The organism is Paraburkholderia dipogonis (assembly GCF_046027395.1).
Lineage (GTDB): Bacteria > Pseudomonadota > Gammaproteobacteria > Burkholderiales > Burkholderiaceae > Paraburkholderia > Paraburkholderia dipogonis_A.
In genome coordinates, this window is record NZ_JAQQEG010000059.1 from 17,277 (window position 1) to 41,760 (window position 24,484).

The 24,484-nt window shown below is 64.9% G+C and carries 22 protein-coding genes; 21 read left to right on the top strand and 1 reads right to left on the bottom strand.

Annotated elements, in window-relative coordinates:
- The first annotated feature begins 12 nt into the window (after positions 1 to 12).
- The 21 genes from PQR32_RS38245 to PQR32_RS38345 all read left to right on the top strand — a co-directional run bounded on the left by PQR32_RS38245 (position 13) and on the right by PQR32_RS38345 (position 23,404).
- Entirely contained in the window at positions 13 to 777 is a 765-nt protein-coding gene (locus PQR32_RS38245) for a glucose 1-dehydrogenase (protein WP_408239877.1), read from the top strand.
- 11 nt (positions 778 to 788) lie between these two features.
- Positions 789 to 1,862, top strand: a complete 1,074-nt coding sequence (locus PQR32_RS38250) for a 2Fe-2S iron-sulfur cluster-binding protein (RefSeq protein WP_408239880.1) — start codon at positions 789 to 791, stop codon at positions 1,860 to 1,862.
- Between the two features lie 67 nt (positions 1,863 to 1,929).
- Positions 1,930 to 3,567 (top strand): FadD3 family acyl-CoA ligase, encoded by a 1,638-nt coding sequence (locus tag PQR32_RS38255; RefSeq protein ID WP_408239883.1) that lies wholly within the window; start codon positions 1,930 to 1,932, stop codon positions 3,565 to 3,567.
- 76 nt (positions 3,568 to 3,643) lie between these two features.
- Entirely contained in the window at positions 3,644 to 4,540 is an 897-nt protein-coding gene (locus tag PQR32_RS38260; RefSeq protein ID WP_408239886.1) for a VOC family protein, read from the top strand.
- 6 nt (positions 4,541 to 4,546) lie between these two features.
- Positions 4,547 to 5,431: a CoA transferase subunit A gene (locus PQR32_RS38265; RefSeq protein ID WP_408239889.1), complete on the top strand. Its 885-nt coding sequence runs from the start codon at positions 4,547 to 4,549 to the stop codon at positions 5,429 to 5,431.
- A gap of 10 nt (positions 5,432 to 5,441) precedes the next feature.
- The gene (locus PQR32_RS38270) at positions 5,442 to 6,239 is read left to right on the top strand and encodes a CoA-transferase subunit beta (protein ID WP_408239892.1); all 798 of its coding nucleotides are present in this window, start codon (positions 5,442 to 5,444) and stop codon (positions 6,237 to 6,239) included.
- Positions 6,240 to 6,247: 8 nt separating this feature from the next.
- Entirely contained in the window at positions 6,248 to 7,165 is a 918-nt protein-coding gene (locus PQR32_RS38275; RefSeq protein ID WP_408239895.1) for an enoyl-CoA hydratase, read from the top strand.
- Positions 7,162 to 8,244 carry an NAD(P)H-dependent flavin oxidoreductase gene (locus PQR32_RS38280; protein WP_408239898.1) on the top strand — a complete coding sequence of 361 codons (1,083 nt, stop codon included), beginning with the start codon at positions 7,162 to 7,164 and terminating at the stop codon, positions 8,242 to 8,244. The genes PQR32_RS38275 and PQR32_RS38280 overlap by 4 nt, the downstream gene beginning before the upstream one ends.
- A gap of 43 nt (positions 8,245 to 8,287) precedes the next feature.
- Positions 8,288 to 9,097, top strand: coding sequence for an enoyl-CoA hydratase family protein (locus PQR32_RS38285; protein ID WP_408239901.1), 810 nt, complete (start codon positions 8,288 to 8,290; stop codon positions 9,095 to 9,097).
- Positions 9,094 to 10,275 carry an acyl-CoA dehydrogenase family protein gene (locus PQR32_RS38290; RefSeq protein WP_408239904.1) on the top strand — a complete coding sequence of 394 codons (1,182 nt, stop codon included), beginning with the start codon at positions 9,094 to 9,096 and terminating at the stop codon, positions 10,273 to 10,275. The genes PQR32_RS38285 and PQR32_RS38290 overlap by 4 nt, the downstream gene beginning before the upstream one ends.
- An 87-nt stretch (positions 10,276 to 10,362) precedes the next feature.
- On the top strand, positions 10,363 to 11,427 hold the full coding sequence (locus tag PQR32_RS38295; RefSeq protein ID WP_408239907.1) for an acyl-CoA dehydrogenase family protein: 1,065 nt from the start codon (positions 10,363 to 10,365) through the stop codon (positions 11,425 to 11,427).
- Complete coding sequence (locus tag PQR32_RS38300; protein ID WP_408239910.1) at positions 11,424 to 12,575, top strand: acetyl-CoA C-acetyltransferase; 1,152 nt, start codon at positions 11,424 to 11,426, stop codon at positions 12,573 to 12,575. Before PQR32_RS38295 ends, PQR32_RS38300 begins: the two co-directional genes overlap by 4 nt.
- A 27-nt stretch (positions 12,576 to 12,602) precedes the next feature.
- Positions 12,603 to 13,478, top strand: a complete 876-nt coding sequence (locus PQR32_RS38305; RefSeq protein ID WP_408239913.1) for an SDR family oxidoreductase — start codon at positions 12,603 to 12,605, stop codon at positions 13,476 to 13,478.
- Positions 13,479 to 13,482: 4 nt separating this feature from the next.
- Positions 13,483 to 14,721: an acyl-CoA dehydrogenase family protein gene (locus PQR32_RS38310; RefSeq protein WP_408239916.1), complete on the top strand. Its 1,239-nt coding sequence runs from the start codon at positions 13,483 to 13,485 to the stop codon at positions 14,719 to 14,721.
- Positions 14,721 to 15,914 carry an acyl-CoA dehydrogenase family protein gene (locus PQR32_RS38315; protein WP_408239919.1) on the top strand — a complete coding sequence of 398 codons (1,194 nt, stop codon included), beginning with the start codon at positions 14,721 to 14,723 and terminating at the stop codon, positions 15,912 to 15,914. Before PQR32_RS38310 ends, PQR32_RS38315 begins: the two co-directional genes overlap by 1 nt.
- On the top strand, positions 15,911 to 16,714 hold the full coding sequence (locus PQR32_RS38320; protein ID WP_408239922.1) for an SDR family oxidoreductase: 804 nt from the start codon (positions 15,911 to 15,913) through the stop codon (positions 16,712 to 16,714). Before PQR32_RS38315 ends, PQR32_RS38320 begins: the two co-directional genes overlap by 4 nt.
- The gene (locus PQR32_RS38325) at positions 16,714 to 17,208 is read left to right on the top strand and encodes a MaoC family dehydratase (protein ID WP_408239939.1); all 495 of its coding nucleotides are present in this window, start codon (positions 16,714 to 16,716) and stop codon (positions 17,206 to 17,208) included. Before PQR32_RS38320 ends, PQR32_RS38325 begins: the two co-directional genes overlap by 1 nt.
- A gap of 31 nt (positions 17,209 to 17,239) precedes the next feature.
- Positions 17,240 to 18,445, top strand: a complete 1,206-nt coding sequence (locus PQR32_RS38330; protein WP_408239924.1) for an acetyl-CoA C-acyltransferase — start codon at positions 17,240 to 17,242, stop codon at positions 18,443 to 18,445.
- A gap of 121 nt (positions 18,446 to 18,566) precedes the next feature.
- On the top strand, positions 18,567 to 19,565 hold the full coding sequence (locus PQR32_RS38335; protein ID WP_408239927.1) for a WD40/YVTN/BNR-like repeat-containing protein: 999 nt from the start codon (positions 18,567 to 18,569) through the stop codon (positions 19,563 to 19,565).
- A gap of 110 nt (positions 19,566 to 19,675) precedes the next feature.
- Complete coding sequence (locus PQR32_RS38340) at positions 19,676 to 22,171, top strand: efflux RND transporter permease subunit (protein WP_408239930.1); 2,496 nt, start codon at positions 19,676 to 19,678, stop codon at positions 22,169 to 22,171.
- Between the two features lie 156 nt (positions 22,172 to 22,327).
- Complete coding sequence (locus PQR32_RS38345) at positions 22,328 to 23,404, top strand: 3-ketosteroid-9-alpha-monooxygenase, oxygenase component (protein WP_408239933.1); 1,077 nt, start codon at positions 22,328 to 22,330, stop codon at positions 23,402 to 23,404.
- 56 nt (positions 23,405 to 23,460) lie between these two features.
- Here the strand turns inward: PQR32_RS38345 and PQR32_RS38350 are convergent, their stop codons facing one another.
- Positions 23,461 to 24,258, bottom strand: a complete 798-nt coding sequence (locus PQR32_RS38350; protein ID WP_408239936.1) for a tyrosine-protein phosphatase — start codon at positions 24,256 to 24,258, stop codon at positions 23,461 to 23,463.
- Positions 24,259 to 24,484: the final 226 nt, after the last annotated feature.

Here is a 24,484-nt window from a genome sequence, read left to right on the forward strand (position 1 = left end):
GAGAGAATGAAGATGGGAGACAGACTCAAAGGCAAGATCGCGATCGTGACGGGCGCCGCGAGCGGCGTCGGCAAACAGGATGCGCTGCTGTTCGCTCGCGAAGGCGCGCGCGTCGTGCTGACCGACGTCAACGAGGAAGCGGGCCGCGAAGTGGCGGCGCAAATCGGCGATGCGGCGCTTTTCGTGCGTCACGACATCACTTCCGAGGCGGGCTGGAACGATGTGTTCGGCGCCGCGCAGAGCAGCTTCGGCACGCCGGACGTGCTGGTCAACAACGCGGCCGTGCTGTTGCTCGGCAATATCGAGGACACCACGCTCGAACAATGGCAGCGCGTACTGCGCATCAACGCCGAAGGCTATTTTCTCGGCTGCCGCGCGGCGGTGAAGGCGATGAAGGAGAAGGGCGGTTCGATCGTGAATATGTCGTCGGTCGCGGCGTTGGGCGGACTCGGCGCGTTCTGCGCATACTCGGCCAGCAAGGGCGCGGTGACGGCGCTGACGCGCGCGATCGCCGCGCATTGCAAGCAGCAGGGGTACAAGGTCCGTTGCAACACCATTCACCCCGATGGCATTCTCACGCCGATGACCGCGCCGTTCTTCGGCGCAGCCGAAGAAACGCGCGAGGCGCTCACGCAATCCGTCGATCCGCATGCGCGCATGTGCTTGCCGGAAGACATTGCGAATCTGGTGCTGTTCCTTGCATCGGATGAATCGCGCTTTATCAACGGCAGCGAGTATCGGATCGATAACGCGCAGCTGATCATGGGCGTGGCCTGAGTTCGCGCGCCATGGCCGATTCGCGTTTTCACCGGCTCAAAGTGACGGACGTGATCGCGGAGAGCGCCGACGCGCGCTCTTTCGTGTTCGATCTGCCGCAGACATTGCGCGATGCGTTCAGCTATCGCCCGGGGCAGTTTCTCACGCTCAAGGTGCCGTGCGCCGACGCGACCGTGCAGCGTTGCTATTCGCTTTCGAGCGCGCCGGGTATCGACCATGCGCCGAAGATCACCATCAAGCGCGTGCGCGACGGACGCGCGTCGAACTGGATGTGCGACAGCGTCCAGCCCGGCGACGAACTGGACGTGATGGCGCCGGCGGGCGTTTTCACACCGCGCTCGCTCGACGGCGATCTGCTGCTATTCGCGGGCGGCAGCGGCATCACGCCGGTGCTGTCCATCCTGAAGTCGGCGCTGGTGAACGGGCGCGGCACGCTGACGCTGATCTATGCGAACCGCGATGCACAGTCGGTGATTTTCGCCGATGAACTGCGGCAACTCGGGCAGCGGCATGCGGGCCGTTTGCGGGTGATCCACTGGCTCGACAGCGTGCAGGGTATTCCGCAGCAGCGTCATCTGGAAGAGCTGGCGCGGCCATGGAGCATGCAGGAGTGTTTCATCTGCGGACCGGCGCTGTTCATGGAGAACGCGCTGGCGGCGATGCTTGCGTTAGGCTTGCCGCGCGCAAAAGTGCATGTGGAGCGGTTTGCTTCCTTGCCTGATTTGCCGGCGGCTGTGGTGAAGTCCGCCGCGCAAGCAACACCGGCAGCAACGGAATCGATCGGGACGGAAGCGGAAACCGCAGCCGCCGCGGCGAAAATCGAAACCGTGCTCGACGGCGTCACTTTCCATGTAGTGAGCGAACCCGGCGAAACCCTGCTCGACGCCATGTTGCGCGCCGATGTTCCCGCGCCCAACTCCTGCCGCAACGGTTTATGCGGGGCCTGCATGTGCCGGGTCGTCGACGGCAGCGTGAAGCTGAACGCCAATCACGTGCTCGACGCGGCGGATCTCGCCGAGGGCTGGACGCTCGCGTGCAGTGCCACACCCGCCAGCGCGACGCTGCGCGTGGCTTTCCCCGACTAGGTTCGCGGCGCGCACGCGCGGCTCTCGTGTGTTGCGCGTGCCGCGAACCCTCTTCATCGAATTCATCATGACGCTGAACCACATTCTGACGACGCCCGCGTTGATCGCGCGAGGCGCCGCGCGCTACGGCACGCGCATCGCGATCGAAACGGTACAGGGCAATCTCAGCTACGCGCAACTCGACGCCGCGCGGATCACGGCAGCGCGCGCGTTGATCGGTTGCGGTATCGAGCCGGGCGAGCGCGTCGCGATCTGGGCGCCGAACGTCGCGCTGTGGATCGTCGCGGCGTTGGCGATTCACAGCGCGGGCGCGGCGCTGGTGCCGATCAATACGCGCATGAAAGGCCTCGAAGCCGGCGCGATTCTCGAGGACAGCGGCGCGCGGCTGCTGTTCTGCTGCGGTACGTTCCTCGGCGAGTCGTATCCGGCGATGCTGGCCGCGCATCGTCCGGCGTCGCTGGAGCGCATTGTCGTGTTCGACGGTGAGGCGGAACACGCCACAGCCGGCGCGCATGGTCGCGACGAAACGTGGGACGCGTTCCTGCTGCGGGCTGCGGGCACGTCGATGGAGACGTTTCGCAGCCGTGAAGCGCAAGTGCGTCCCGACACGTTGATGGACATCATGTTCACGTCCGGCACGACGGGCCGCCCGAAAGGTGTCATGACCACGCACGGCCAGAATCTGCGCGCGGTTCATGATTGGGCGCAAATCGCGACGCTGCGCGAGGCCGACCGTTACCTGATCGTCAATCCGTTCTTCCATGCGTTCGGCTACAAGGCCGGCTGGCTCGCGGCACTGGCGAGCGGCGCGACGGTGTTGCCGCATCTGGTGTTCAACCCGGAGCGCGTGCTCGAACGCATCGTGCGGGACCGCGTCTCCGTGTTGCCAGGGCCGCCGACGCTGTATCACGCATTGCTCGACATGCCGGGTCTCGCTGAGCGCGATCTGTCCTCGCTGCGCGTGGCGGTGACGGGGGCTGCGGCGATCGCGCCGAGTCTCATTGAACGAATGCGCGCGCAGCTCGGCTTCGAGACGGTGCTGACCGGCTACGGTCTGACGGAATCGTGTGGCTTCGCCGCGCTGTGCCGGCGTGGCGATGACGCCGAAACCGTCGCGCACACCTCGGGCCGCGCGATGCCGGGTGTCGAGATACGTATCGCCGACAGCGACGGCAGCGCGCTTGCGCCGGGCCAAACCGGCGAAGTGCTGATTCGCGGCTACAACGTCATGCAAGGCTACTTCGGTCAGCCGGAAACGTCGCTCGACACGATCGACGCCGACGGTTGGCTGCACACCGGCGATCTCGGCACGCTCGACGAACGCGGCTATCTGCGCATCACGGATCGTATCAAGGACATGTTCATCGTCGGCGGCTTCAATTGCTATCCGGCGGAGATCGAACGGCTTTTCAGCGCGCATTCATCCATCGCGCAGGTGGCGCTGGTCGGCGTGCCCGACGCGCGGCTCGGCGAAGTAGGGCACGCCTATATCGTGTTGCGCTCGGGCGAGCACGCGAGCGTTGAGGAACTGACCGAGTGGGCTCGCCAGAACATGGCGAACTACAAGGTGCCGCGCTATCTCACGCTGGTCGATCAGTTGCCTGTCAGCGCGGCCGGCAAGGTGCTCAAGTACCGCCTGCGCGAGGGTGCCGCAAGCACTGTCGCGGGCAGCGAAAAAACGGCTGAAAACACCGCCGCGAGCTAGTCCCAACAGACGATGTTGCACACGCTGCGCACCGCCAGAATAAGCCTGACAACAACAGCTTCTGGAGGAGTCGGAGATGATCGATGTGCGGGCTTTAGGCTACGTCGTCGTGCAGTCGGCCAAGGTCGACACATGGCGCGATTACGCCGAAAACGTGCTGGGCATGCAGGCGCAGGAAGCAACGGATGGCGCGCTGTATCTGAAGATGGACGAGCGCGATTTCCGCTACCTGGTCGTGCCCGGCGACACCGATCGCTACTTCGCGTCGGGCTGGGAACTGGCCGACGCTGCCGCGTTCGACCACGCGATTCGCACGCTCGAATCGAACGGTGTCGAAGCGGTCCGCGCGAGCGCCGACGAAGCGACACTGCGCCGTGTGCAGGCGATGGCGTGGTGCGTCGATCCGTCCGGCAACCGTCACGAGTTTTTCTGGGGCGTGCGCGCCGATTTCCGACGCTTCGCTTCGCCGCTCGGCGTGCCCGGTTTCGTGACCGGCGCCATGGGCCTCGGCCACGCGGTGCTGCCCGCGCCGCACTTCGACGCCACCGATGAATTCCTGCGCAACGTGCTGGGCTTCGAGCTGTCCGACATCTTCCGCGTCCGCTTTACCGACGACCCCGCCGAGCCGGAAAAGCGCATCCACTTCCTGCACTGCAAGAACGCGCGTCACCACAGCCTCGCGATCATGGATCTGGCGGTGCCGTCCGGCTGCATTCACGTGATGGCCGAAGTCGATTCGATGGACGAAGTGGGCCGCGCGCTCGACCGCGTCGCGGCGCAAGGCGTGAAGCTCTCCGCCACGCTCGGCCGCCATTGCAACGACCACATGGTCTCGTTCTACATGAAGACGCCGGGCGGTTTCGATCTGGAATACGGCTACGGCGGACTGACGGTCGACTGGGCACAGCACTGCGTCTATGAAGCGACGCGCGTGAGCCTGTGGGGACATGACTTCAGCGTGGGATTTCGCTAGGCCGATATGAAAACACTCGACAAACAACTCAGCGCGCGCGACGTGGTCGCGCAACTCGCCGACGGCATGACGATCGGCATCGGCGGATGGGGTCCGCGGCGCAAGCCGATGGCACTGGTGCGCGAAATCGTCCGCTCGAATCTGAAGGACCTCACGGTGGTCGCGTATGGCGGCCCGGATGTCGGCCTGCTGTGCGCGGCGGGAAAAGTGCGCAAGGTGGTGTTCGGCTTTGTCTCGCTCGATGTGATTCCGCTCGAGCCGCATTTCCGCCGGGCGCGCGAAACCGGCGCGCTCGACGTGTGGGAACTCGACGAAGGCATGTTGCAGCTCGGCCTGCGTGCCGCCGCCGCGCGCTTGCCGTTTCTGCCCACGCGAGTCGGCCTCGGCACCGATCTGCTCAAGCATGCGCAGCATCTTCGCACGGTCGAATCGCCGTACGGCGGCGAGACGCTGCTCGCCATGCCCGCCATCGAACTCGACGCCGCGCTGCTCCACGTGAACGCGGCGGACCGGATGGGCAATACGCGCATCGACGGCCCCGATCCTTTCTTCGATGCCTGGTTCGCGCGTGCGGCGGCGAAGTGCTTCGTCAGCAGCGAGACGGTCGTGGACTCGCTCGCGAGCAGCGACCTCGATCTGGCGCGCCGCAACACCTTCGAGCGTTCGCTTGTAACCGGCGTGGTGCATGCGCCGTGCGGCGCGCATCCGACCTCGTGCGCGCCGGCTTATGGCTGGGATCTGCCGCATCTGAAGACGTATTGCGCGAGCGCCGAGGGCGAGGCGCAAACAGCGGCTTATCTGCACGACACGGTAGGCACCGACGAAGCCGGCTACCTGCAGCGCGCAGGCGGCCGGTCCCATGTGGCGGCGTTGCCGTTGCCGATTCTGTAATGGAGCGCAGATGAGCGACTCTCTCGATTATTCTCTCGCCGAACTCATGATCATTGCCGCGGCGCGCGTCTGGCGCGACGACGGCGAAGTGCTGGCGACCGGCATCGGTACAGGTCCGCGCCTCGCTGCAGGTCTTGCACGCCTCGCCTACAACGCCGGTTTGATGCTCACCGATGGCGAAGCCTATCTGGTCGAAAGCCCGGTGCCGCTCGGGCCGCGCGAAGCAAGCTACCGCGTCGAAGCATCGGGCCTGATGACCTATGAGCGCGTGTTCGATTGTGTGTGGCATGGCAAACGGCATGCGCTCGTGATGCCCACGCAGATCGACCGCTTCGGCCAGGCCAACATTTCCTGGCTCGGCGACGACTATTCAAAGCCGAAAACACAACTGCTCGGCGCGCGCGGTTTCCCGGGCAACAGTATCAATCACGCGAATTCGTTTTTCGTGAGCGGGCATGGCAAGCGAACGTTCGTGGCCGGTGAAGTCGACATGGTGTGCAGCGTGGGCTACAACCCGGCCCGCGAGATTCCAGGCATGCGCGCTTTCACGGATCTGCGCAGCATCATCACCGATCTGTGCGTGCTGGACTTCGGCGGCCCGGATCATGCGGTACGGGTGCGCTCGTTGCATCCAGGCGTCGGCTTCGACGAAGTCCAGGACGTCACCGGCTTTCCGCTGCTCGCGCATCCCGACATGCACATAACGCCGCCGCCGACCGGGAGCGATCTGCGCATCGTACGCGCGCTCGATCCGCACAACCTGCGCGCGAGCGTCGTGCGCAACAATCCGGCGCCGCGCCGCGCGTGAGGGACGTCATGTCGAACCAGACATCCACGGCGGAATCGAAAGCCGAAGAGCCGGTCGTCGAGTATCGCGTGAGCGACGGCATTGCGACCATTACGATGAATCGCCCCGAGTACCACAACGCGCAGAACTCGAAGATGACTTACGCGCTCGACGCGGCGTTCAAACGCGCATCGAACGACGACGCGGTGAAAGTCATCGTGCTCGCCGGCGCGGGCAAGCATTTTTCGGCGGGCCACGACATCGGCACGCCGGGCCGCGACATCGATCAATCGTTCGAGCGGGAATCGCTCTGGTACGACCACGTCGGCAAGGAAGGCGGCGAGTTTCTCTACGCCCGCGAGCAGGAAGTCTATCTCGGCATGTGCCGCCGCTGGCGCGATCTGCCCAAGCCGACCATTGCGATGGTGCAGGGCGCGTGCGTGGCCGGCGGGTTGATGCTGGCGTGGGTCTGCGATCTGATTGTCGCGTCCGACGACGCCTTCTTCTCCGATCCGGTCGTACGCATGGGCATTCCCGGCGTCGAATATTTTGCGCATGCGTATGAGCTGAATCCGCGCATCGCCAAAGAGTTTCTGTTTCTCGGAGAGCGGATGGATGCGGCGCGCGCCTATCAGATGGGCATGGTGAACCGCGTCGTGCCGCGTGAGCGCCTGCAGGACACCGTCACGGAGATCGCCGCGAAGATCGCACGCATGCCGAGGCTCGGCTTGGCGCTCACCAAACAGGCGGTGAATCACGTCGAAGAACTGCAAGGCAAGCGCGCCGCAATGGATGCCGCGTTCGCATGGCATCACTTTGCCCACGCGCACAACGAACTGATCAGCGGCGACCGGCTCGGTGGCTACGACGCCCGCAAGATGGCCGACTCGCAACGTGCAACGCCCGCCAACGTTGCGGATGCGGCGGCAAAAGGAGAAGCGGCATGAGCGCGGCGCTGCATACGCCGCTCTGCGATCTGCTCGGCTGCCGCTATCCGATTGTGCAAACGGCGATGGGTTGGGTCGCCGACGCGCGGCTCGTGGCCGCGACCTGCAATGCGGGCGGCTTCGGTTTTCTCGCCGGCGCGACGCTCGAAGCCGACCGCGTGGAAGCGGAGATTCTGCGCGTGAAGGAACTGACCGACCAGCCCTTCGGCATCAACTTCCATATGTTCCAGCCGAACGCGGCGCAGGTCGTCGATCTGGCGATTCGCCACAAGCTGCGCGCCGTGAGTTACGGACGCGGCCCCGACGCGAAAACGATCCGCCGTTTCAAGGACGCGGGCGTGATGTGCATTCCCACCGTCGGCGCGCCGAAGCATGCGCAGAAAGCGGTCGAACTCGGCGCCGACGCGGTCACGGTGCAGGGCGCGGAAGGCGGCGGCCACACCGGTTCGATGCCGACCACGCTGCTGCTGCCGCGCGTGCTCGATGCGGTGAACGTACCGGTGATCGCCGCAGGCGGTTTCTTCGACGGACGCGGCCTTGCTGCTGCGCTCGGCTACGGCGCGGCCGGCATTGCGATGGGCACACGCTTTCTGATGACCGAAGAGTCGCCGGTGCCGCGCGCGACGCTCGAACGTTACGTCGCGGTGAACGACCCGTCGCACATTCGCGTGTCGGCCGCGCTCGACGGCTTGCCGCAACGCATGATCGACAACCCGTATCTATTGCGGCTCGAAGCCTTCGGTCCATTGCGCCGCACGCTGTTCGCCTTGAAGACGGCCGAAGCATGGCGCCGCCAGAGCGGCATGAGTTTCGCGCAGATGGTGTCGCTCGGACTCAAGGCGTTACGCGATCACAACTACACCGCGAGCCAGACGCTGATGGCGGCCAACGCGCCGTTTCTGATCCAGCGCGCGATCGTCGATGGCGCGCCCGACGAAGGCGTGTTGCCCAGCGGCCAGGTGGCCGCGGTGATCGGCGCGCTCGAATCGTGCGAAGGCCTGATCGCCCGCATCGTCGACGATGCGGTGGCGCGACTCGACGCGCTTGCCGCGGTGCGCGGCATCCCGGTTCACGCCTGAACCGCCAAAGCACATCCACACCATTCATCAGGGACGACAGACCATGACACAAGCCCTCGACAGCGTCCGCTCGCTGCCGTTCAGGATCGAACGCGAAGGCGGCATCGGCGAGCTGGTGATCGATCAACCGCCGGTCAATGCGCTCGACTCGCAAGGCTGGCAGGCGCTCGCCGATGCGATCGACGCGCTCGGCTGCGACGACAGCGTGCACGTAATCGTGTTGCGCGGCGCGGGGCGCGGCTTTTGCGCGGGCGTCGATATCAAGGAACTGGCCGCGCATCCGGAGCGGATCGTCGCGGTCAACGCGGGTAACTATGCGACTTTTCGTGCGGTGCACCGCAATCCGAAGCCGGTGATCGTCGCGGTGCACGGCTTCGTGCTCGGCGGCGGAATCGGCATCTGCGGCGCGGCAGACGTGATCGTCGCGTCGGAATGCGCGCGCTTCGGCGTGCCCGAGATCGACCGCGGCGCGATGGGCGGCGGCGCGCATTTGCAGCGCCTGTTCGGCGTGCAGAAAGTGCGCGCGATGTATTTCACCGGCGAGATGGTCGATGCCGCCGAAGCCTATCGCCTGGGCGCGGTCGAACGCGTCGTGCCGCGCGAACAATTGCGTGACGCGGCGTTGGAATTGGCCCGCAAGATCGCGGCGAAAAGTCCCGCGATGCTGCAACTCGCCAAGGAAGCGCTGAACGGCGTCGAGGACGGCGACCTCGAAGACAAATACCGCTGGGAACAGGGCTTCACGTTGCAGGCCTACATGACGAACGATTCGGCCGAAGCACGCTCGGCGTTCGTCGAAAAACGCGACGCGCAGTTCGATGCCGCCCAACGTCAGGCCGGAGCGCGCGCATGAAGCTCGATTACACGCCGGCGCAGCGCGCGTTTCGCGCCGAGATTCGCGGCTGGCTCGCCGAGCATGTGCCGCGCGAACCGCTGCCGAGTTTCGATACCGAAGCGGGCTTCGCCGCGCATCGCGCATGGGAGCGCACGCTGCATTCGGGCCGCTGGAGCATGGTGACGTGGCCGCGCGAGTTGGGCGGACGCGGTTGCGATCTGATCGAGTGGCTGATTTTCGAAGAAGAATACTGGCGCGCCGACGCGCCGATGCGGGTGAATCAGAACGGCATTTTCCTGCTCGGCCCGACCTTGATGGACTTCGGCACCGAGGGGCAAAAGGCCCGCTTTCTGCCCGCAATGGCGGCCGGCGAACACGTGTGGGCGCAAGGCTGGTCCGAGCCGAATGCGGGCTCGGACATGGCTGCGATTCGGGCGAGCGCGACTCGCAGCGACGGCGGCGCGGGCGGCGAGTACATCCTCAACGGCCAGAAGATCTGGTCGACGCGCGCGGTCTGGGCCGACTGGCTGTTCGGCCTGTTTCGCAGCGATCCGCAATCCACGCGCCACCACGGCCTGACTTTCCTCATGGTGCCGCTGAACACACCCGGCATCACCGTGCGGCCGATCCGCCAGCTGAACGGCCACACCGGCTTCGCGGAGATTTTCTTCGACGACGTGCGCGTGCCGCTCGATCACCGTCTCGCCGGCGAAGGCATGGGCTGGCAGGTCGCGATGGCGACGGCCGGTTTCGAGCGCGGCCTGATGCTGCGCTCGCCGGCGCGCTTTCAGCGCACCGCCGAAGCGTTGCGCGAGCTCTATCTGGCGCATCGCGCCGAGGCCGATCGCGATCCGGCTCTGCGCGAACGCGTGATCGACGCATGGATGGATGCGCAAGCCTACGCGCTTTCGACCTACGCAACCGCCAGCCGCTTGCAGAAGGGCGGCCATATCGGCGCGGAGTCGAGCACCAACAAGGTGTTCTGGTCCGAACTCGATCTGCGCATGCATCAGACCGCGCTGGACATTCTCGGCGCACGCGGCGAAGTGGTGCCGCGCACGCGCGAGCAACACGCCGCGCTTGGCAACTGGCTCGACGGTTTTCTGTTCGCGCAGGCCGGGCCGATCTATGCGGGCACCAACGAGATCCAGCGCAACATCGTCGCGGAACGGATGCTCGGGATGCCGCGCTCGTGAAAGCCGCGCTTGTTGCCGCGTGCGTTGCAGATGCGGCACGCCGCATCGAGGCCGCATTCAGACGCTTAAAGGATTGAGCGAGGAACTATGGATTTCGTAATCAACGAGGATCAGGAAGCGCTGGTTAGCAGCGTCAGGCGTTTTCTCATGACGGAGATGACGCCCGAGCTGATCCGCGAGTTGTGGAACACGCCGACGGGGCGCTCGGACAGCATCTGGAATCTGTTCGCCGCGCAAGGGCTGACGGCGCTCTCGGTGCCGGAGAGTCATGACGGCATGGGTCTCGGCGAAGTGGAGTGGGCATTGCTTGCGCAGACCTACGGCTACTTTGCCGCTCCCGAGCCGTTGCTCGATACCGCGCTGGTGGCCGTGGGCATGCTCGAAGCGCTGCCCGCGAGCGAGCGGCGCGACACGTTGTTGCGTGACATCGCGGCGGGCTCGGCGCGCGTGTCGATCGCGCATCCGGTGAACCCGTATGTCAGCGACGCGCATGTTGCTCAGGTTTTGCTGGCCGAGCGCGATGGCGAGTTGCACTGGCTCACGCCGCACGCGTGCCGACTGAATGCGGTGGAAAGCGTCGATCCGTCGCGGCGTCTGTTCGAAGTCGAATGGGAGCCTTCGTCGGACACGCGCGTGGCATTGCGCGACGAAGCGGCGCCGATTCTTGCCGGCGCGCTGGATCGCGGCGCATTCGCCGTCGCCGCGCAATTGCTCGGCCTGACGCAGCGCGTGCTGGACATGGCGATCGACTACAGCGCGCAGCGCAAGCAGTTCGGCAAACCGATCGGCTCGTATCAGGCGCTCAAGCATCTGCTTGCCGACGTCGCGATCCGCTATGAGTTCGCGCGGCCGGTGGTGTATCGCGCCGCGTGCGCGATCGCCGACAACGATCCGCAACGCGCGCTGTATGTCTCTCACGCCAGGCTCGCCGCCACCGCCGCGGCGCAACTCGCCGCGCGCCACGCAATGCAGGTGCATGGCGCGATCGGCTACACGTGGGAACTCGATCTGCAGATCTTCATGAAACGTATCTGGGCGCTCGCAAGCAGTTGGGGCGATACGACGTTTCACAAGGCCCGCGTCGCGGCAGCGCTGATCGATGTGCGCGTGCCCATCGGCCCGGCCCATACTTTCGAACTGGAGTCACGATGAAACAGGCTTATATCGTCGACGCGCTGCGTACGCCGACCGGCCGCCGCAAAGGCGGACTCGCGCAGGTGCATGCGGCGGACCTGGGCGGCTTCGTGTTGAAGGAACTGGTCTCGCGCAACGCGATTCCCGCAGAAGAATACGACGACGTGGTGTTCGGCTGCGTCGATACGATCGGCCCGCTGGCGGGCAATATCGCTCGCACCTGTTGGCTCGCCGCGGGTTTGCCGCTGACAGTGCCCGGCGTGACCGTGGACCGTCAGTGCGGTTCATCGCAACAGGCGGTGCATTTCGCCGCCCAGGCGGTGATGAGCGGCACTCAGGACGTGGTGGTCGCGGGTGGCGTGCAGACCATGACCCAGATTCCGATTTCATCGGCGATGACGGCGGCCGTGCCGCTCGGTTTCACCGATCCCTTTTCCGGCAGCATCGGTTGGCGGGCGCGTTTCGGCGATGCGCCGGTCTCGCAGTTTCACGCGGCGCAGCGGATCGCGGATCACTGGAATCTGTCGCGCGAAACGATGGAACAGTACGCGCTCGAAAGTCACCGGCGCGCATTGGCCGCGATCGAGAGCGGCTACTTCGCGCGCGAGATAGTGCCGTTCGCGGGCGTCGCCGACGATGAAACGCCGCGCAAGGACACCACGCTCGCGAAAATGGCGTCGCTCGAACCGTTGATGCCGGGCGGCGCGCTGACAGCCGCCGTCTCCAGTCAGACTTGCGATGCGGCAGCGGCCTTGCTGATCGTCTCCGAAGACGCGCTCAAACGCTACGGCCTCACGCCGCGAGCGCGCATCCATCATCTGAGCGTGCTCGGCGACGATCCGCTGTGGATGCTCACCGCGCCGATTCCCGCGACGCGTCACGCGTTGCGCAAAGCCGGCCTGACGCTTGACGACATCGATGTCGTCGAACTCAATGAGGCGTTCGCGTCGGTCGCATTGGCGTGGCTCGCCGAAACGCGCTATCCGCACGCACGCACCAATCCAAACGGCGGCGCGATCGCGCTCGGCCATCCGCTCGGCGCCACCGGCGCGCGGCTGATGACCAGCCTGCTGCACGAACTCGAGCGCACGCAAGGCCGCTACGGCTTGCAGACGATGTGCGAGGGCGGCGGGCTCGCCAACGTCACCATCATCGAGCGCCTGTAAGCGCAACACTGTCTACGAGGATCAAGCATGGGAATCTGCAATGGCCGCACGGTGATCATCACCGGCGCGGGAGGCGGGCTGGGCCGCGAATATGCATTGGCGTATGCCGCCGAAGGCGCGGCGGTGGTGGTCAACGACATTCGCCGCGACGCCGCGCAAGCCGTGTGCGACGAGATCGCGCGGGCCGGCGGGCGGGCGCTCGCCAACGCGGACGACATCACGCGCATCGACTCCGCGCAACGCATCGTCGATGCCGCGCATGAGGCGTTCGGCGAGATTCACGTGCTGGTGAACAACGCGGGCATCTGCCGCGACCGGATGTTCGCCAGCATGACCGAGGACGATTGGGACGACGTGATGCGCGTGCATCTGCGTGGCCACTTCTGTCTTTCGCAATTGCTTGCGCGTGCATGGCGCGAGGCGTCGAAGGCGGGCGCCGCCGTAGATGCTCGCATTATCAACACCAGTTCCGGCGCCGGTCTGCAAGGCTCAATCGGCCAGGCGAACTATGGCGCGGCGAAAGCGGCCATCGCGGCGCTCACGTTGATGCAGGCCGCCGAGTTGCAGCGCTACGGCATTCGCGTGAATGCACTGGCGCCCGCCGCGCGCACCTCGATGACCGAGGGTGTGTTCGCCGACATGATGAAAAAGCCCGCCGACGGTTTCGACTACTTCGATCCCGCCAACGTCGCGCCGCTCGTGGTGTGGCTCGGCAGCGAGCAGTCACGCGATGTCACCGGCCAGGTGTTCGAGGCCGCCGGCGGCATGATCGCGGTCGCTGAAGGCTGGCGCACGGGACCGCGAATCGATCATGGCGCGCGTTGGAACGTCGCCGAGATCGGCGGCGCGGTCGCCGCGCTGGTCGCACAGCGCGAGCCGGCCCAACGCGTCTACGGAAGCTGATCCGATGAACCTCGCTCTCTCCGAAGAACAGATCATGATTCGCGACGCGGCGGCCGAGGTGCTGACCGAACGCAGCGCGTCGGCGGCCGTGCGGCACGCGGTCGAACACTGCGCCGGTCGTGACGAAGCGTTGTGGCGCACGCTTGCGGGAGAACTCGGCTGGTGCGCGCTGACGGTGCCGGAAGCGTCGGGTGGCGCGGGTCTGGGCGCGACCGAACTGGTGCTGATGATGGAGCAGATGGGCCGGCGTCTTGCCTGCGTGCCTTACTTCGGCACGGTCTGCCTCGCGGCGACGGCGCTCGCGCACGGCGACACCGAAGCGGCCCGCGAGCGGCTCGCGCGAATCGCGAGTGGTGAATCGAGTGCAACGCTGGCGCTGCCGCTTTCCGCAGGTTTCGATTTCGCCGACGCACGGCGCGTGCCGCTGTTCGCCGAAGAAACCGCTAGTGGCTATCGGTTGTCGGGCACGTTGGCTCAAGTAGTGGACGGCGTGAGCGCGGAGCTTCTGCTGGTGCCGGCACGTATCGCGAATGAAGCGCAGGCGGTCGCGCTATTCGAGTTGCAGGGCGTGGATGTCGCAGGTCTGACGCGCACGCCGCTCGTTACGCTCGATGCAACGCGTCCGTTGGCGCGGCTCGATCTGCGTGCCGTCGAGGTGCCGCGCTCGGCATTGCTCGTGCGCGGCAGTCGGGCTGAGCGCGCGCTTTCGCAGTCCGCCTGGTTTGCCGCGCTGGCGCTCGCCGCCGAGCAGGTGGGCGGCGCGCAACAATGCCTCGACCTCACGCTCGCCTACACGGCTGACCGCGTGCAATTCGGCCGCGCGATCGCCTCGTTCCAGGCCGTCAAACACCGCTGCGCGCAGATGATGGTCGAGATCGAGGCGAGCCGTTCGATGGTGCTCGGCGCGGCGCAGGCGTGGGATCGCGCCGCTGCCGCTGCAATCGATGTTGATGACGATGACACGCTCGCCGACATCGCCGCCGCAAAAGCCGCCGCCAACGACGCTTTCCGTTTCTGCGCGCAGGAAGCCGTTCAACTGCACGGCGGCGTGGGCTTCACCTGGGAATACGACCCGCAACTGTATTTCAAGCGCGCGCAGGCAGCGGGCGCGATGTTCGGCACGACCTCGCAGATGCTGTCGTTTATCGCGCAACACGTGATGGCTCGCGACGAGCGGGCGTCGAACACGGCGGCGCTTGCGCATGCCAATCACACGCAAAACGTGCTCGCGGGAGTCCTGTGATGAACAGCGAAACGCAATTTCAGCGCTTGCGCGTCGAAGTCGCCGACTGGATGCGCACGCATCTGAGCGGCGAGTTCGCTTGCCTCAAGTACCGTGGCGGTCCCGGCGACGAGGAAGCTTATCCTGCGCTGCGCAAACAATGGGAACGCGAACTCGCGGCGGCGGGCTGGACTGGCCTCGGCTGGCCCGCCGGCGAAGGTGGCCGCGGCTTCAGGGTGGCCCAGCAGGTGATCTTCCACGAGGAATATGCACGCGCCGGCGGGCCGGGCCGAATGGGCCACATCGGCGAAGGCTTGCTGGGACCGACCCTGATCGCCTGCGGCACCGAAGATCAGCGCAAGCGCTTCCTGCCCGGCATCCTCGACGGCACGCAGTTCTGGTGTCAGGGCTTTTCGGAACCGGGCGCGGGCTCCGACCTCGCGAATATCCGCACGCGCGCTGTCCGCGACGACCAGGGCAACTGGCGCGTGCACGGCCAGAAAGTGTGGACATCGCTTGCGCACGACTCCGACTGGATCTTCGTTGTCGCGCGGACCGATCCGGAGTCGCGTGGCAATCGCGGGCTCTCGTTCCTGCTCTTGCGGCTCGATCAACCCGGCATCGAGATTCGTCCGATCAAGCAGATGAACGGCGGCGCCGAATTCAACGAAGTGTTCTTCGATGGCGCGCTCGCCGCTGCTGATGACCTCGTCGGCGCACCGGGCGACGGCTGGCGTATCGCGATGACCTTGCTCGGCTTCGAACGGGGCATGTCCACGCTCGGCCAGCAGATGCAGTTCATCCGCGAACTCGAATGGGTGATCGATGCCGCTCACGAAGCGGGTGTCGCGCACGACGCGGTGATCCGACAACGCATTGCACGCGCGTGGGCCGGCTTGCGTGTGATGCGCTACAACGCGCTGCGCATGCTGGCCGGCGCCGACGAATCGTCCGGCGGCGCATTGGGCCGCGAAGCGCTGATCTACAAGTATTACTGGTCGAACTGGCACCGCGAGTTGGGCCAGCTCGCGATGGACGTACTTGGACTCGATGCCAACCTGATCGCCGCCAACGATGAAAAGCGCACCCGTCTGCAAGGCGTCTTCCTGTTCTCGCGCGCCGACACGATCTACGCGGGCACCAACGAAATCCAGCTCAACATCATGGCCGAGCGCGGGCTCGGCATGCCGAAGGAACCCAGAGGAACGCTATGAACGAGTCTCAAACGGTGCGCAGCGCGCCCGCTTATGTGCCCGGCCATCGGTTGCTGGCGGGCAAGTCCGTGCTGATTACCGCCGCGGCCGGCGTGGGGATCGGTTTTGCCGCCGCAAAGCGGTGCGCGGAAGAATGCTGCCGCGCGCTCTTTATCTCCGACATCCACGAGAGACGGCTTTCGCAGGCGGTCGAAACGTTGCGCGCTGAAACCGGCTTGCAGGCGATCTACGGGCGCCTCTGCAATGTTTCAGTGGAAGACGACGTGCGCGCGCTGGTGGCCGACGCCGAGGAAAAACTGCAAGGCGTGGACGTGCTGATCAACAACGCCGGACTGGGCGGCGCGCGTCGCATCGTCGAAATGGACGATGCGGAATGGTCGCGTGTGATCGACATTAGCCTCACCGGCACCTTCCGCATGACGCGGGCGATGTTGCCGCACATGCAGCAGCGCGGGCATGGCGTGATCGTCAATAACGCATCGGTGCTCGGCTGGCGGGCGCAGGCGGAACAGGCGCACTACGCCGCGGCGAAAGCCGGCGTGATGGCGCTCACGCGCTGTGCCGCGCTGGAAGCCGCGCCTTACGGCGTACGTATCAACGCCGTGGCGCCGAGTATCGCGCTGCACGATTTTCTGAAGAAGTCGGCTTCGGCCGATCTGCTCGATCAACTGGCGTCGCGCGAAGCATTCGGACGCGCCGCCGAAGTGTGGGAGGTGGCGAACGTGATGGTCTTTCTGGCAAGCGACTACGCGTCGTATATGACCGGCGAAGTGCTGTCGGTCAGCAGTCAGCATGCGTGATGGAGAACGCCGTGGCTGAAGCATATGCGTTGGAACCTGGCGCGCGCGTATTCGCGCATCCGCGCGAGTTGATCGAGGCGGCCGGTGAACAGCTCGGCGCGAGCGCGTGGCTCGAGGTCGATCAAACGCGCATCGACCGTTTCGCCGATGCGACGCTGGATCATCAATGGGTCCACGTCGATGCCGAACGCGCCAGGGACGGTCCGTTCGGCGCGTGTATCGCGCACGGTTTCCTCACGCTCTCGCTGGTCAATTTCTTTTTGCCGCAGATCGTTTGTATCGAAGGCGCGCGGCTCGGCGTCAACTACGGCTGCGACCGGATACGCTTTCCCGCGCCGGTGCGAGTGGGAGCGCGCGTTCGCGGCGTCGGCGAGTTATTGCGCGCCGAAGCGTTCGAAGGCGGCGTGCAGGCGTGGATACGCGTGAGCGTCGAGATCGAGGGCGAGTCCAAGCCCGGTTGCGTGGCCGACACCATCAGCCGTTACTACCTGTAGAAACCTGTAGAACCCGTAGAGGAAAGAGTTCATGAACGAAGCGGTCATCGTGTCGGTTGCACGCACACCGATCGGCAAAGCGTATCGCGGCGTGTTCAACGATACCGAAGCGCCCGCGTTAGGCGGCCACGTAGTGCGGGCGGCGCTGGAGCGCGCGCAACTGGAAGGCGCCGAGATCGACGACGTGCTGATGGGCTGCGCCGCGCAGCAGGGCACGCAGGGCTACAACATCGGCCGGCTTTCGGCTGCGGCGGCGGGGTTGCCTGCTTCGGTGCCGGGCATGGCGATGGACCGCATGTGCTCGTCGGGGCTGATGACGATCGCGACCGCCGCGCAGAACATCGTATGCGGCGACGCGCGGATCGTGATCGCGGGCGGCGTCGAATCGATCACGCTCACGCAGAACAAACACAAGAACGCGTACCGGGCCCGCTCGAACGCGGTGTTGGCGAATCAGCCTTCGGCGTATATGGCGATGATCGAAACGGCGGAGGTCGTGGCGCGCCGCTACGAGATTTCCCGCGAGGCTCAGGATGAGTACGCGTTGACGAGCCAGCAGCGCACGGCGGCTGCGCAGGCAGCGGGCCGCTTCGATGAAGAAATTGTGCCGCTGGAAGTGCAGCGCGCCCTGTTCGACAAGGAAGGCAAGCAAACGGGCAGCGAAACCGTGCGCGCCACGCGCGACGAATGCAATCGCGCCGACACGACGGCGGAGAGCCTCGCTGCGCTGAAGCCGGTGTGGAGCGGAGGTGAAGCGGTCGCACAGGGCGAGTTCATCACGGCGGGCAACGCGTCGCAATTGTCTGACGGCGCCGCAGCCGTGGTGATGATGAGCGCGGCGGAAGCGAAACGACGCGGCCTCGCGCCGCTCGGCATCTATCGCGGCATGGCGGTAGCCGGTTGTGACGCCGACGAAATGGGCATCGGCCCGGCGCTCGCGGTGCCGAAGCTGTTGGCGCGGCATCGGCTGACGGTGAACGACATCGGCCTGTGGGAAATGAACGAGGCGTTCGCGTGCCAGGTGATCTATTGCCGCGATCAGTTGCGCATTCCTGATGAGCGGTTGAACGTGAACGGTGGCGCGATCTCGGTAGGCCATCCGTTCGGCATGTCGGGCACGCGCATGACTCTGCATGGTCTGCTCGAAGCGCGGCGCCGTGGGGTGCGCTACGTGGTCGTGACCATGTGCATCGGCGGCGGCATGGGTGCGGCGGCGCTCTTCGAAACAGCGGCGTAGATCGCGGTCGGAGGTTTGCATGGGACCAGAGTAAGCGCTAAAGCGCCAACTCTGGTCGACCGCTCTGCATGGGACCAGAGTAAGCGCTAAAGCGCCAACTCTGGTCGACAGGAGACAAAGTATGAAATCGACACTGCCTGGTTTGCTGCTCTCGGCGGCCGTGCTGGGCGCGGCGCTATTCGCGTTCTCGCCACGGCCGGTGCCGGCGTTCGCGGCCACGGCCATCGAAGCCAATCATCTGCAGATCAATGGGCTCGCCAGCGCGGGCATGGGACTCGTCGCGGTGGGCGAGCGCGGCGTGATCCTGCTGAGCGGCGATAGGGGCGCATCGTGGCGGCAAGCGGCGGTGACGCCCAATGAAGCCTCGGCGCTCACCCAGGTGTTCTTCGTCTCGCCGCGCATCGGCGTCGCGGTCGGCCACGACGGCTGGATCGTGCGCACCGTCGACGGCGGCGCGCACTGGAGCGAAGTGCGCTTCGGTCACAAACATTCGGACCCGCTGCTGTCGGTGTGGGGCAATGCGGCCGGGCTCGTATTCGTGACCGGCAGCTTCGGCCAGCTGTTCGTCTCGCACGATGCCGGCGCGAGCTGGACCCAGCAGAAGACGCCCGCCGACGACCGTCATCTGAACGCGATTGCTGGCGACGCCAGCGGCCGTCTGATGATCGCCGGCGAAACCGGCACGCTGCTGCGCTCCACCGATTACGGCGCGACCTGGGAGAAGCGTCCCGTGCCGTATCAAGGCTCGCTGTTCGGCATGCTGAAACTGGCCGATGGCGACTGGCTCGCGTACGGCATGCGCGGCAACGTGCTGCGCAGCACCGATCAGGGCGAGACGTGGACGCATGTGGATAGCGGCGTCGGCACCTCGTACTTCGGTGCGGTGCAACTCGCCGACGGCGAACTGGTGCTGGTCGGCCAGGGCGGCGCGATCGTCACCTCGCGCGATGGCGGTGTGACTTATACGGTGCGCAAGGTCGGCGGCGTGCAGAGCCTTGCCGCGGTGGTCGATGCCGGACATGGCGAACTGGCGCTCGGCGGTGAAGCAGGCGTTGCGCTATTGCCGGTCACGGCGCCGCCGCGAGCCGGTCAGGCCGCAAACGGCGCGCCGTCTTCCTGACACTGCGGCTCGCACCGCTCCCTCATCGTTCGCCGATTTTTGCCATGCGCTCGCTGGCCGTTAGTCAGCCGCGTGCGCGGGCTTTCCGTAGTCCTGCCGTGAGACGCACCATGAACGCATCGTCCCATTCTTCCGAGTCCCGCTCTCCGTCGCGTTTGTCACGCTTTGTCGAGCGCTGTGCCGACGCCATCATGCGTCACCGGCGCATCCTCCTGACGCTTTGTCTCGCGCTGACGGTTGCGCTGGGTTGCTCCGCGACGCGTTTGCGGCTCGACCCCGGGTTCAACAAGATGATCCCGATGCAGCATCCGTACATGCAGGTGTTCAATCGCTACGCGAGCGCCTTTCCCGGTGCGAACACGATTCTCGTGAGCCTGCGCTGGAAAGGTCATGGCGACATCTACAACCAGGCGTTCATGGACGATCTGCGCCACGCCACCGACGACGTGTTTTTCATCCCCGGTGTGAATCGCTCGCGCGTGTTCTCGCTGTTCACGCCGAACGTGCGCTATACCGAAGTGACCGAAGCCGGTTTTCGCGGCGACGTGGTCGTGCCTGGCCAGTTCAGCAGCGCGAATCCCGCCGATCTCGCCACGGTGCGCCGCAACGTCGCGCGTTCCGGGCAGATCGGCCGGCTGGTCGGTAACGATCTGCATTCCGCGTTGATCCGCGCGGAGTTGCGCGAGACCGATCCAGCGACCGGCAAGCATCTGGACTACAGCGCGGTGGCGCGGCAACTCGAAGAGATTCGCGCGCGGTATTCGAAGCAGGATGTCGAGGTCGACATCATCGGCTTCGCGAAACTTGTCGGCGATGTGGAGGCGGGCATTAGTGGCGTGATCGGTTTCTTCGCGTTGGCGTTTCTGATTACCGCGGCGTTGCTGCTGCTCTACACGCGTTCCGCGAAAACCACGGCACTCGCGCTCTTTGTCGCGCTGCTGCCGGTGGTTTGGCTGCTCGGCGCGCTGCCGATTCTTGGGCTCGGCATCGATCCGATGTCGATACTCGTGCCGTTCCTGATCTTCTCGATCGGCGTCTCGCACGCGGTGCAGATGACGAACGCATGGAAACAGGCCCTGGTGGCCGGCATGCCTTCCGTCGACGCCGCGCGCGACGCGTTTCGCAAACTGTTCGTGCCGGGCACCGTGGCCTTGCTGACGAATGCGCTGGGCTTCATGGTGATCATGCGTATCCAGATCGAGATCGTGCGTGAGTTGGGCGTTACGGCGTGTCTCGGCGTGCTGCTGATGATCGTCACCAACAAGGTGTTTCTGCCGATTCTGCTGTCGTATACGCGGCTCGAAACGGCCACGCTGGCGCGCGCGCAGCGCCGCGCGGCGGCCGGCGGCAGCCGGCTGTGGACGCGTTTTGCCGTGTTCGCGCGGCCCGTGCCTGCGCTCGGCGTGTTTGCGGTCGCGCTGGTGTTGCTCGCGTTCGGCGCGAAGGCGTCGCGCGATCTGCAGATCGGCGATATCGGTTCCGGCGCGCCCGAGTTGCGCGCCACCTCGCGCTACAACCTCGACAACACGCGCATCACGAGCGAATACAACATCGGCGTCGATGCGCTCTCGGTGATCGTCGAGACCAACGGTTTCGACGATGCCTGTCTGCACTATCCGGTGATGAGCGCGATCGAACGCTTCGAAATGGAGATGCGCGGCGTGGCGGGCGTGCAATCGGTGGTGAGCGTGCCGTCGCTCGCGAAGATTTCGATTGCCGCGTTCAACGAAGGCAATCCGCGCTGGGGCGCGCTGCCGCGGTCCAGCGATGGCCTCACGCAAGGCGCCAACGCGTTCGATCCCGACAACGGTATGAACACCGCGAACTGCCAGACGATCCAGGTGTTGATCTATACGTCGAATCACGAGGGCAAGACCATCGCGCACATCGTCGATGAAATCAAACGCGTTGCCGCGCAGGATCACACGCCGAATGTTGCGTTTCGGCTCGCGGGCGGCAATGTCGGCGTGATGGCGGCAACCAACGAGGCGGTCGGCGACGCCGAAGTCGCCATGCTGCTGTCGATCTTCGGCGCAATCACGCTGTTGTGCGTCGTGACGTTCCGTTCATGGCGCGCGGTGTTGTGCATCGTCGTGCCGCTGACGGTGGTGTCGATTCTGTGCAATGCGGTGATGGCGTGGCTCGGCATCGGCCTGAAGGTCGCGACTCTGCCGGTGATTACGCTCGGCGTCGGTGTCGGGGTCGATTACGGCATCTATCTGTATGAACGCTTGCAGCACGAACTGCGCGGCGGGGCGAGCCTGCCCGACGCGTTCGCGGCCGCCATGCGTCAGCGCGGCACTGCCGCATTGTTCACGGCGGTGACGATGTTCATCGGCGTGGGGACGTGGGCGTTTTCCGCGCTGAAGTTCCAGGTGGATATGGGCGTGTTGCTCGCCTTCATGTTCCTCGTGAACCTGTTCGGCGCGGTATTTCTGCTGCCGGCGCTCGCGGCGTGGCTCGGTGTCGAACGCGCGGAGCGGCGCGCGGGTGGCGCGACGGCTGCCACTCCTGCAGCGCTGACCGTGAGCGCTGCGCCGTCCGCTGCCGCCTCCGCGAAAACCGCGCAGCCTGCCACGTTGGAGCATGGCAATTCGGCGCGTTAGGGCTAGTTGAGCTACCTAGTCCGTCGAGACGATGAACGAACTTCGAGCCGCGTCTATCGTCAGGCGTGAGCGCGCGAATCCGCGCGCTTTCCAAAAACCATGCCTATGACGGCGGCGGGCTGGCAACGCCGCGTTTTCCATCGGAGGAGATAACAGATGTCCGCACGTCCCTACAAAATCGAGGCGCAGCCGCTCGTGCAGCGCTATGCGCGCGGCTGGCATTGCCTCGGTCTCGCAAGCGAATACAAGGACGGCCAGCCGCACACGCTGAATATTTTCGGCCAGCGTCTTGCCGCGTTCATGGACTCGCATGGCCGCGTAAATGTGGTCGACGGCTATTGTCCGCATATGGGCGCCGATCTGAGCACCGGACGCGTCGATGGCGATACGCTGGTCTGCCCGTTTCACGGCTGGCAGTGGGGCGGCGACGGCAGTTGCCAGTCGATTCCCTATTGCAAGAGGATCCCGCCGAAGGCCAGGATCGGCACCTGGCAGACCTGCGAGCAGAACCAGTTGCTGTTCATCTGGCACGATCCTGAAGGCAACCCGCCGGGCGATGAAGTGGCGATTCCGCGAATCGAAGCCTGCTTCTCCGCAGAGTGGTCGGATTGGGTGATCGACCGCATGGTGATCGGCACCAATTGCCGCGAGCTGGTCGACAACATCTCCGACATGGCGCACTTCGCGACCGTGCACGGCGCGCCGGTCGATTACTTTGCGAATCTGTTCGAAGGGCATAAGGCGACGCAACTGCTGGTCGGTCGAAGCGAGCGCCTGGGTGACGATGAACTGATCGCACTGTCCACGTATTTCGGCCCCGCATATCACATCACCGAGATGACGGGAAAGAGCGGCGGGCATCCGATTCATTCGATCCTGCTGAACTGTCACGTGCCGATCGATATGCACAGCTTCGAGTTGCGTTACGGCGTGATGGTGAAGAAGGTGCCGGGTTTGTCGGAGGAGCAGAACATGGAGATTGCGCGCGCGTATTCGAGGCAGGCGCAGGCCGCGTTTTACGAGGACGTCGCGATCTGGGACACCAAGACGCGGATCGACAATCCTCTGCTGTGTGAAGGCGACGGGCCGCTCTATCAGATGCGCGACTGGTACTCGCAGTTCTATCTCGACTCGGCGTATGTGCGTCCTTCGAGTACGGCGAAGAAGGTGGTGGAGATCAAGGTGCGCGAGGGTGGGGCGCCGCCGCCGTTACGACACGTTTTTGAAGGCTGATCGATGTTTTGAGGGCGGTGCATGCACCGCCTTTTTTTATGGTGCGGCCTGATTGATTATGAAGGCTGCTCAGGCGCGCTGAGATAGTTTGCGCGGATCTTGTCGACGTTGACGTGCAGGACATCGACGAGGTAATGCTGCATGCCGCCGTATTGCTGGTCGATGACTTCCATGGCCGCGCCGATGTAGTCGGGGTCGACGGCGAGCAACGGCGCCAATACGTCGGGGGCGACGCCGATTTTTTCTAATTGCGCGGTGGCTTGTGCGTTGGCTGCGGCGTTGTAGCGGTTCGATTCCAGGTAGTTCGCGATGGTGGTCGCGCGGTCGACGCCGAGCGCGGATAGCAGCAGGACGGTGGCGAAGCCAGTGCGGTCTTTGCCTGCGGTGCAGTGGTAGAGGATGGTGCGGTTGGCTTCGGCTAGCTTCAGGAAGCGGGTGAATTGGGGTTGGTATTTTTCTGGGAATTGTTTGTATAGCGAGATCATGAAGTTATGCGTTTGCGTGGGGGTTGAGCGCTTTAGCATTGGGATGATTGCTTCCGGTGCCAGGTTGCCGGCTAGTACTGGGTCTGCTTCGTATGGGAATTGTTTTGTGAAGCTTTGTTCTGTTGGGGTTTTTTCGCTTGCGGCGCGGAAGTCGACGATTGTGTCCAGGTGCATTGATTTTAGTTCTTCAATGTCGGATGGGCTGGCTGAGGTGGGGTTGCCGCTGCGGTACAGGCGATGTGGGTTGATGTGACGGTTGTCGCGGGTTTCTATTCCTGATAGGTCTCGGGTGTTTTGTACTTTTTCTAATGGGATGTGGTGGTCTGTTGTCCAGACTGTTTGTGCTGGGGCTGGGAGTGTTGAGGCCATTAGGAATGTGGTTACGGTTATTGATTTGAGCATTTTTTTTGCCTGTTGGTTGTCTGGCTTTCTGGTTGGTTGTGGTGATGGGGCTTTGGCCTTTCCTTGATTTCTTAGTGGTCTATTAGCGTTGCCCCTGTGCGGGGCGGCACCTACTTCTCTTTGCCGCCGCAAAGAGAAGTAGGCAAGAGAAAGCGGCTCACACCGCTAGCTTATAAGCGGGTCCCCCGCACAG

Bases quoted from the DNA above. Each gene is read 5' to 3' on its own strand.
- PQR32_RS38245 (WP_408239877.1), top strand. From the start codon at position 13: ATGGGAGACAGACTCAAAGGCAAGATCGCGATCGTGACGGGCGCCGCG.
- PQR32_RS38250 (WP_408239880.1), top strand. From the start codon at position 789: ATGGCCGATTCGCGTTTTCACCGGCTCAAAGTGACGGACGTGATCGCG.
- PQR32_RS38255 (WP_408239883.1), top strand. From the start codon at position 1,930: ATGACGCTGAACCACATTCTGACGACGCCCGCGTTGATCGCGCGAGGC.
- PQR32_RS38260 (WP_408239886.1), top strand. From the start codon at position 3,644: ATGATCGATGTGCGGGCTTTAGGCTACGTCGTCGTGCAGTCGGCCAAG.
- PQR32_RS38265 (WP_408239889.1), top strand. From the start codon at position 4,547: ATGAAAACACTCGACAAACAACTCAGCGCGCGCGACGTGGTCGCGCAA.
- PQR32_RS38270 (WP_408239892.1), top strand. From the start codon at position 5,442: ATGAGCGACTCTCTCGATTATTCTCTCGCCGAACTCATGATCATTGCC.
- PQR32_RS38275 (WP_408239895.1), top strand. From the start codon at position 6,248: ATGTCGAACCAGACATCCACGGCGGAATCGAAAGCCGAAGAGCCGGTC.
- PQR32_RS38280 (WP_408239898.1), top strand. From the start codon at position 7,162: ATGAGCGCGGCGCTGCATACGCCGCTCTGCGATCTGCTCGGCTGCCGC.
- PQR32_RS38285 (WP_408239901.1), top strand. From the start codon at position 8,288: ATGACACAAGCCCTCGACAGCGTCCGCTCGCTGCCGTTCAGGATCGAA.
- PQR32_RS38290 (WP_408239904.1), top strand. From the start codon at position 9,094: ATGAAGCTCGATTACACGCCGGCGCAGCGCGCGTTTCGCGCCGAGATT.
- PQR32_RS38295 (WP_408239907.1), top strand. From the start codon at position 10,363: ATGGATTTCGTAATCAACGAGGATCAGGAAGCGCTGGTTAGCAGCGTC.
- PQR32_RS38300 (WP_408239910.1), top strand. From the start codon at position 11,424: ATGAAACAGGCTTATATCGTCGACGCGCTGCGTACGCCGACCGGCCGC.
- PQR32_RS38305 (WP_408239913.1), top strand. From the start codon at position 12,603: ATGGGAATCTGCAATGGCCGCACGGTGATCATCACCGGCGCGGGAGGC.
- PQR32_RS38310 (WP_408239916.1), top strand. From the start codon at position 13,483: ATGAACCTCGCTCTCTCCGAAGAACAGATCATGATTCGCGACGCGGCG.
- PQR32_RS38315 (WP_408239919.1), top strand. From the start codon at position 14,721: ATGAACAGCGAAACGCAATTTCAGCGCTTGCGCGTCGAAGTCGCCGAC.
- PQR32_RS38320 (WP_408239922.1), top strand. From the start codon at position 15,911: ATGAACGAGTCTCAAACGGTGCGCAGCGCGCCCGCTTATGTGCCCGGC.
- PQR32_RS38325 (WP_408239939.1), top strand. From the start codon at position 16,714: ATGGAGAACGCCGTGGCTGAAGCATATGCGTTGGAACCTGGCGCGCGC.
- PQR32_RS38330 (WP_408239924.1), top strand. From the start codon at position 17,240: ATGAACGAAGCGGTCATCGTGTCGGTTGCACGCACACCGATCGGCAAA.
- PQR32_RS38335 (WP_408239927.1), top strand. From the start codon at position 18,567: ATGAAATCGACACTGCCTGGTTTGCTGCTCTCGGCGGCCGTGCTGGGC.
- PQR32_RS38340 (WP_408239930.1), top strand. From the start codon at position 19,676: ATGAACGCATCGTCCCATTCTTCCGAGTCCCGCTCTCCGTCGCGTTTG.
- PQR32_RS38345 (WP_408239933.1), top strand. From the start codon at position 22,328: ATGTCCGCACGTCCCTACAAAATCGAGGCGCAGCCGCTCGTGCAGCGC.
- PQR32_RS38350 (WP_408239936.1), bottom strand. From the start codon at position 24,258: ATGGCCTCAACACTCCCAGCCCCAGCACAAACAGTCTGGACAACAGAC.